This is a genomic window from Candidatus Thorarchaeota archaeon, assembly GCA_013388835.1.
Taxonomy (GTDB): domain Archaea; phylum Asgardarchaeota; class Thorarchaeia; order Thorarchaeales; family Thorarchaeaceae; genus JACAEL01.
In genome coordinates this window covers 1-7566 of the sequence record JACAEL010000036.1, presented here as the reverse complement: position 1 = coordinate 7566, position 7566 = coordinate 1, and the positions used below count along the sequence as shown (strand labels likewise).

Annotated in this window: 9 protein-coding genes; all 9 read right to left on the bottom strand. The window is 54.0% G+C overall.

What is annotated here, in order from left to right; genetic code table 11:
* Positions 1-53: 53 nt before the first annotated feature.
* A complete protein-coding gene (locus HXY34_06665) occupies positions 54-824 on the bottom strand; it encodes a hypothetical protein (GenBank protein ID NWF95808.1) in 771 nt (256 codons plus the stop codon).
* Between the two features lie 16 nt (positions 825-840).
* Entirely contained in the window at positions 841-1482 is a 642-nt protein-coding gene (locus HXY34_06660) for a hypothetical protein (protein ID NWF95807.1), read from the bottom strand.
* 16 nt (positions 1483-1498) lie between these two features.
* Positions 1499-2308 (bottom strand): hypothetical protein, encoded by an 810-nt coding sequence (locus HXY34_06655; protein NWF95806.1) that lies wholly within the window; start codon positions 2306-2308, stop codon positions 1499-1501.
* 51 nt (positions 2309-2359) lie between these two features.
* Positions 2360-2662 (bottom strand): hypothetical protein, encoded by a 303-nt coding sequence (locus tag HXY34_06650; protein NWF95805.1) that lies wholly within the window; start codon positions 2660-2662, stop codon positions 2360-2362.
* Positions 2663-3062: 400 nt separating this feature from the next.
* Entirely contained in the window at positions 3063-3617 is a 555-nt protein-coding gene (locus tag HXY34_06645) for a hypothetical protein (protein NWF95804.1), read from the bottom strand.
* Between the two features lie 70 nt (positions 3618-3687).
* On the bottom strand, positions 3688-4638 hold the full coding sequence (locus HXY34_06640; GenBank protein NWF95803.1) for a hypothetical protein: 951 nt from the start codon (positions 4636-4638) through the stop codon (positions 3688-3690).
* 151 nt (positions 4639-4789) lie between these two features.
* Positions 4790-5209, bottom strand: a complete 420-nt coding sequence (locus HXY34_06635; protein NWF95802.1) for a hypothetical protein — start codon at positions 5207-5209, stop codon at positions 4790-4792.
* A gap of 29 nt (positions 5210-5238) precedes the next feature.
* On the bottom strand, positions 5239-6420 hold the full coding sequence (locus HXY34_06630) for a hypothetical protein (protein ID NWF95801.1): 1182 nt from the start codon (positions 6418-6420) through the stop codon (positions 5239-5241).
* Between the two features lie 47 nt (positions 6421-6467).
* Positions 6468-7097: a hypothetical protein gene (locus HXY34_06625; GenBank protein ID NWF95800.1), complete on the bottom strand. Its 630-nt coding sequence runs from the start codon at positions 7095-7097 to the stop codon at positions 6468-6470.
* Between the last annotated feature and the right edge of the window lie 469 nt (positions 7098-7566).

Below are 7566 nucleotides of genomic sequence, written 5' to 3'. Positions count from 1 at the left end.
CAGCAGGACCAAGAACTTGACAGTCTCTTCACTGACCATCGACAATCACCCCCTCAGCTGCAGGCTATCGCCGCCAAGACAGCAAGGGCAAGAAGGAAGACAAGTAGCCTGCAAGCCGTGAATGCTGTGTCATGATAACCCCAGTCTGGAACACTGATTCGATACTTGTTCAAGAAGCCAAACACTCTCCCGAAGGCCTGCGTAGCGAGTTGGAGATCGGCAAAGAACAGACCGACTGCCAGAACGAACAGACTGAATGCAGCATCGTTCTGGCTCAACATGCCATTGAGGAAGTACTCGGCCATCGTGTATATGAGCATCATTGATGCCAACGTCCATGTAATGAGGGCTGCGGTAAATAACAACTTCGCCTGTGGTAGGAGTTGAAAGGTGGCGAAGAACGACGCAGCAGAAGACGAGGCCAGTATTACAAGTTCTAGCTGCTGGATGGTGGTCAATGAGAGAGTCAAGGCGAGTGCCCTGTCCTGCTCCTCTTCCGTCATACTCTCAAGTGCCGTGTGTAGGAAACTGCAGCTCTGAACAGTCATCGAACCCAACAGATCGATGTCAAGGGTCAACAGAAATGTCAGTCCAAGGAATGCCAGATTCGCTGTGATCCTAAGGATCGGCCACCACACCATCATCCATTGCAGCATGAGGGCCTGCTCAGCAATACTCTGGAAGTCCATTACGAAGCTCTTGCCAGCTGTGCCTTCAGCCACTCCTTCTGGAGAACCATCGAACGCCTCAGGCTCACTCGGGTCTGGATTGCTCGGGTCGTGCCTGTTGACGTCAGCGACCACGTTGATATCGTGTATCCTCATCTCCACAGAGTCACACTCATTGCTCGATCAGTGTCAGCATCTTATTCACTCTCTGACCAAACTCGTCTGTCCGGGATCTGGTCTCCTCGAGAACCCGACGAGAACTTGCGTCCCCACTCTGTGCGTTTTCGAGGACTGTCCTCAGGCCCCATCTCAGCCATTCGTCGTCCAACTTGCCGCTCCTGTGGCGTCGCTCCAGCCAGCTCATGATCTGTGAGCTGACGTTTGCTATTCCACCATCGCTACGGTGCCAGTAGTCTTCCCATAGCTGCTTCTCACGTGTCAGCTTTCTTTCCAGTCTCCTTTGTAGACGGACTCCGTGCCGAAGGTCTGAGACCATCATCAGACCAAACACCAAGCCCAGGGATAGGCCTTTGGCCTCGCCCAGAACGGCGCCCAGCAGAATGCCTGCTATTGTCATGAGCAGTAGACTGCAGGCATAGAGTAGCAGCAGCAAGAGGTCCAGACTCCGTCGGCTGTGCTCGTATGCACGCAGTATGTGCTCGCGTCCAATCGACCGCGTGACGAAAGGGTCAGGTCTGAGTGAGTTGTATATCACCGCCTCTATGTAATTGCCCACATTCGCGAGGAGAATTGCTGGAATGGCCACAATGACTACGATTTCCAGTATCCATACAAGAGCTTCGCTTTGCAGCATTAGATCACCCACATCATTATGATTGGAAGAGGACCGCCATGTTCGCGATTGCCAGAGCAATGACGCCACGCAGGAATATGTATGTTGCCCAGCTCCACCAGCAGAGGATGAGAATCTCCGACGGAAATGGGCCCCAAAGAGAGCTTGTGAATTGAGAGATTCGGATCACTGTTGATGCAATCGCATTTGGATTGAGTTTTCCCCAGTACCATTTTCCCAATACGAGTAGTGCTTCAAGCAGCACGATTAGCCATATGACTGCGGCCTCATCTGGACCGAAAATCTGACCGGCACTGATAGCTGCCAGGTATGCGAGTCCAACAAACCCAATAGTCACCAGTGCAGCTGTTGCAATCGATGCTAGCAGAACTGTTGTCGATAGATCCATGAACTTCACCGTATCGACCAGCACCCACCCGGCGAGAGCATAGTGAAATGCGTAGACTACTCCTATGATCTCGAAGGCCTTTTCGGCAAGCTCTTGGATTATGGCTACTACAATGGACGCCTTATCACCCACGAAGTCAATGATACTGTCAATCCATGCAGCAAGCTGTTCTGTGTACACGTACACTGTGTTGAGCAAGTCAAGTCCGAAGTGGAGGAGAGCGGTCCCCGTGTTGAGTGGGTCAAGGATGAGCATGTTGAGAATTGGCCAGTCGGGAGTCCAGTATGTGCGGACTAGCCGATCAGTGGCATCTGACAGACTCCTGTCTCCTGATGCAGAACCAGCGGAAGTCACTGATCCGTTGGTGGTACCATCATGTTCCAGCGGATCATCTGGATTGGGCGCGCTGGGGTCGTGCCTGCTGAGGTCAGCGACCACGTTGGTGTCGTGGGCCTTCAGTGTTTGCCATTCTCCCCTTCGCGCTACGGTTCAGATCCTTCTTTGATACCTTAGCTCTGCAAGAGCAGTCAGGGAGAAGACGAGCCAAGGCAGAGTAGCGAACATCGCACCATCCAGCATATCGGCAGGACAAACGATTGCCGTGCCAACCATGACTATGATTGTGGGGGAGAACAGGGCCGAGCCTCCGATAACACGGCCTAGGGTGGTCGACTCACAGAAGTCGAACAGTCTGTGGAAGATGTTATCATGAAGATGCTCCGTTCTCATTCTGCCGACAAAGAGGAGTGTCAGGGCCGTGAGATAGAATGGCAGTGCAACAAGAAGGCCCATGAGCGCGACTGCAGTCACACAATCTGACATCATACACTGTTGGACGTCGGCAACAAACATTGACTCGTGCAGCGTTTGACCTCCTATGTGGCCCTCGCGAGGCCCATGTTTCTCGCCATATCATCAAGAAAGCTCGTGAATATAGGACATGCTGCGAGAGGCACCATCACTGTTGATGTGCTGTAGACACACCATCATGACGCACACTCGTTCCAGCAACCCAAGAGCTACATCTTCTGGGACCGGACCCTCATTGCTAGGCAGATTCATGTAACAGGCACCTTCGGTCCCACAATCACGCACGAAACAGTACAGAAGCTTCTCGCACAGAACTGCTTCTTGGTGGTCTTGTGGACGCTCTACCACCAATCTGTGACTCCCATTGCACCACTACAGATGTTCACATATCCTCCGGTTGTCGCTCTGGCACAGAAGGGCTATCTTCACCACTAGCTAGTTGTGAACCCCTCTGCAGGCACTCTTCCTCTGCGTCCTTGCCCAGTTTCCTCAGTTGCCTCATTGCCTTCTGCTCCTGCAAGTACTGTTGTTCCTCCTCCCACGATGGGCCTTCTGACCATCCCCGAATCTGTGACTGGAGTTCCATTCGTGAACTGCCGCAGAGTGCCTCTTCAAGAACAGTGAAGACTAGAAGCGTGGGTAAGAAGTAGATGAGGATCGTCGGTATGTTGCCCGGTAGGCAGAATGACGCTACCAGATAGAAAGTGATGGGTGCTTGAAGACGGGTGATCAGGTAGTACAACATCTGCTTCCGGGTGCTGGAGATGTTGCGTGCATACCACGCTCCAACACCTGTGGGGCTCGCAATCTCACCTCGTGCTTGCGCGGCCAGCAGATCCATCCCTTTCAACTCAAGGTAGACAAGTATACCCCAGAACAGATAGGGAAGTCCAAATGCTGCAACAACTGAGAGAACGTAACTCCACAGTATCTGCATGTGTTCTATAGACCTCCCTGCCGGCCTTTTTCTGGATTCCCGTCCCTCTGTGTGCCGCGTGACAGCATATCTATACGAACCATTGATACACCCACCCCGCAAATAAGCCTGCTGCCATAATGACAATCGTCACAAGGACTGTGAGCTGAGCGAGCATGAGTCCAAAGTGACATCGACCATCCCATCCCCGTTTCTCCCAGTCATGTCCCTGCTGGTACCGTTCCTGAAAGAACCTGAAGTACCTTGCTGCGCCTTCACTCGCTCCACCCCAATTGTGGATTGCCTTCCTATGCGCCCCCACAGCGACGAGTGCGACCAATGCAATTCCCAGGAAAGCCAGACAGGCATAGAACGGGTCCCCAATGCCCTGTGCAACTGCCTGTGCAAGAGCAACCAGACCTGATACCGTAGATGCAATGAATATACCAAGGAAGGCCAAAAAGGCCACCTCCGCATGGACTGAGCCGGGTGGCGCAAAGGTAGATATCGCCTCAGCGGCGGCATAGGCAATGGTGGCCGCCGCGAAGAAGTAGCTCCAGACGTTCTCAGTTCCCACAAGACTGTCAACTCTCAATCCGAGCTGATCAACCAGACTGTCTCCTTGAGCGGCTGACATCGTTTCGATGCCCAAGAACTGGATGCTGAAACCTGCGATGTCGATACTCCCGAGAATGTCCGCTGTGATGTGGACGGACACATACACACCAGATACCACCCCATACTCGATAACGAAGTGAACCAGAGGCCACCATCCGGTCCAGTACACCATAATTGCGCTGTTCGCATCAGCCATCTTACTCTCAGCGTAGACTTGCGCCGTACGCGTTGCCTCGGCCTTCCCCTTGGGAGTCCCATCGCTCTCCACAGGCTCTGTCGGGTTGGGACTGTTCGGGTCCGCTTTGTTGAGGTCGGCCACCACGTTGATGTCCTGCACCCTCATGTCCACCAAGTTGTACGACTGATACCTTTGGCAAAGCGTCACCACGTACTTGGCTCGTGATGCCTTGACCACCTCGTTCATGAAGTGGGCCGTCCCTCCGTCGAGCGAGGAGTGGACTGCGCCGTCACAGCCCGGTCACCTGCTTCGACGCGCCCTCTCTGACGACAGGACTCGGACAAGAGCCGAACACGCTGCAATCTCAGAACAGACCGGGATTTGGGTGTCTGAAGCCCTACTGTCCATTCCGCTCATGAGCAGCAATCTCACACTTCAAGCCGCCCGTTAGGTCGGGACTGATACAGAGTACTCGCAGTATGAAGAGGAACGAAATGAATGCTATCGTGGGAGTGGTTTCGCTGGCGAGGACGAGTAGGTCCTCGGGCCAGAGAACAGCCACAGCAAGGAGAGGCAGGCCGAAGAACACCATGAGGTTGACAACTGTGATTGACAGACATCGTCTCAAGGTTCGGACCTCGGCAGCGTGCAACCTTACTAGTAGTGGCAGCCTGCCAGAGTGCTTCAGCGTCTGCGGACACTGCCTGCTAAGGGCTCTTCGGAAGAGCTCTGTTCGTAGATTAGCTGCTCCCAGAATCAGAAACGGAAGAAACGATGCAGAGTAGAGCAGCCCGAGGAGAAACGGGTCGATTGCCATAGATCACACTCACCTTCGTCACGGAGCAATCAAGTCAGCCATTCCTGGAGAGCTCCAGCACCAATTCCTGCGGCGACCGCCAACGCCAACAGGAGGACGAGAACGCGAGCACATAACAGGCCGGCCTCAAACGATGACCAAGGCTCCGGAATGGGACCCCTGAACTTATCAAGGCATCTGAACAGCCTGTTAAAGATGCTGGTCTTTGAAAGGCTACTGCCACCAAAGAGGATTCCCCATCCCACCAGTGCAAGCCCAAGAAGTCCATCCTCTCGTGTGAGCGCACCATTGAGGTAGTTCTGGGCCATTGTGATGATAACCATGACAGAAGCACCGACATAGCTCATCAATGACACCATGAACAACGCTCGAGCATGCGGCAGAAGGCTGAACGTTGCAACCATCTGAGCGGCCGTCAAAGAAACAGCAGCAATTGCGCTCCAGAACGAAACGGCACTGAACCCAAGTACCTTCGCTGCAGCTGCCTCCAGCTGGATGTCAGTTGCTGCGTCGATTAGAGGGTGGTGGAGCGTGAGTGTGGACAAGCTAATCGAGCCTAGCAGATCCACATCCACTGACAGAGCGAACTGAATCCCGTAGGTGGATAATGATGTAACAAGCCGGAGGACCGGCCACGGATAGGGCAGCCACGTTGTGGTGAGACAAGACTGCACAAATCCCATGATATTGTTCACAACAGACTGACCATCAGATGGTTCTGCCGTTCCAGGGCACGTTCCATCCTCTTCCACCGGCTCTGTCGGGCTTGGACTGTTCTGGTCGTGCCTGTTGAAGTCAGCGACCACGTTGACATCATGTACCCTCATGTCCACCAGCGAGTAGGACTGATACCTGTAGCCGAGAATGACGACATACTTGATGACCCGCGACGCATTGTCAACCGCAGCAATTGGTATTCCTCCGCCCTGTCCGTCGATCGTCGAGTAGATGACCCCCTGCGGGGTCACGTCCGGCATTCCCGGGTCCCACCACAACTTGGCGGTCTTCTGGAACGAGGTGTAGATGTAGCCGGACGACTGGGTATAGGAGCCTCCGCCCTGCGGGTAGTAGTAGGTCTGGAAGTAGCCCTTCTGGGTGTCGGCCCACGAGTCGCCCCAGTAGACGAGGAGCACGCACTGCTTGTTCTCGTCGAACAGACCGACGTAGGCCGTGCCCGGGATGCTAGTGCTCTGGATGAGCTCGTCCTTCACAGAGAACTCGCTCAGCTGGGACTATCCAGCTTCGATGCAGCTGCGGCCTAGCCGAGAGGGGGGCGGCCTTGGTCCTGAGAGCCGAGAAGACGCCTTGCTGCAAGTCCTACGGCATCAGAGTCTGTGGCTAATAGACTCAAGATCTCATCAACCTCGGCTTGCGTCAGACGAGGGCTATTCGAGTGGCCACTCACGAGAAAATCGACTCTCCTCTTGAGCAGTCCATCGATATCCTCCGCACCAGCACCACTGAGCATCGTCAAACGCATGTACTCGCGCACCATGAACTTCTCGCCCTCCAGACGTTGGCGGTACCGTGCGTTGATGAGTGTATCGATGTGATGGAAGCTGCCTCTGAAGCTCACGACCAAGACACCAAGGACCAGTATCAAGCCCCAGAGGCCGACCACTGCCCAAGCGACGAATGGAACCGCTACTAATCCGAGAATTGTGACGATATGGACGCAGTCAACGATGAGAGGGTGTTCAGTATACATCATGTAGAAACGATTTGTGGGATGGCGATTGCCACCGTTCTTGGCCTTTCGATGGCCATCGACAAGTGTTTCTTCCATTAGGTATATCGAAACTATCAGAAGTAACAGGATCACAACCATGATGCTCACTTGTATCCCTGTTTCAGGTCCATAAGATAGCATACCCAGTAGACTCAGCATTTGAACAATACTCACCCCTGCCAAACAAGCTGAAGGTAATATATCTTATCCGTGTGCACTCACTTGACAGCTCTGGGGTCATTCTGGAACACAGAACGTCCGGAGAGATGAATCCCATGGCACAGTAATCCGGAGTAATCAGGCAGAAACTCAGGAGGTCCTACCTACAGGAGGTGGCCACACAACGCAGATATCAGTGGGCCGGGGACAGTTGTGGATAGAGTGCTTTGTCAGCTGCTATCCTCTCTCTCAAGAGGAGGCTCACCAAGGCCGTGATCTGACACCCCCCATCTCAGAGATCTCTACTCACAGTCTTGCAGTGCTCGCCTCGACAGACACCACGGAGTGTCACCCTTGCAATGAGGTGTCGTGTGCGCGTGGTGCGTTCGTTTGTCAAGTCGGGACGTCCCTCTCTTGTACTGATTCCGACACTCCGGACAGCGCGGAGCCATGCCCGCGCATCTCTGCT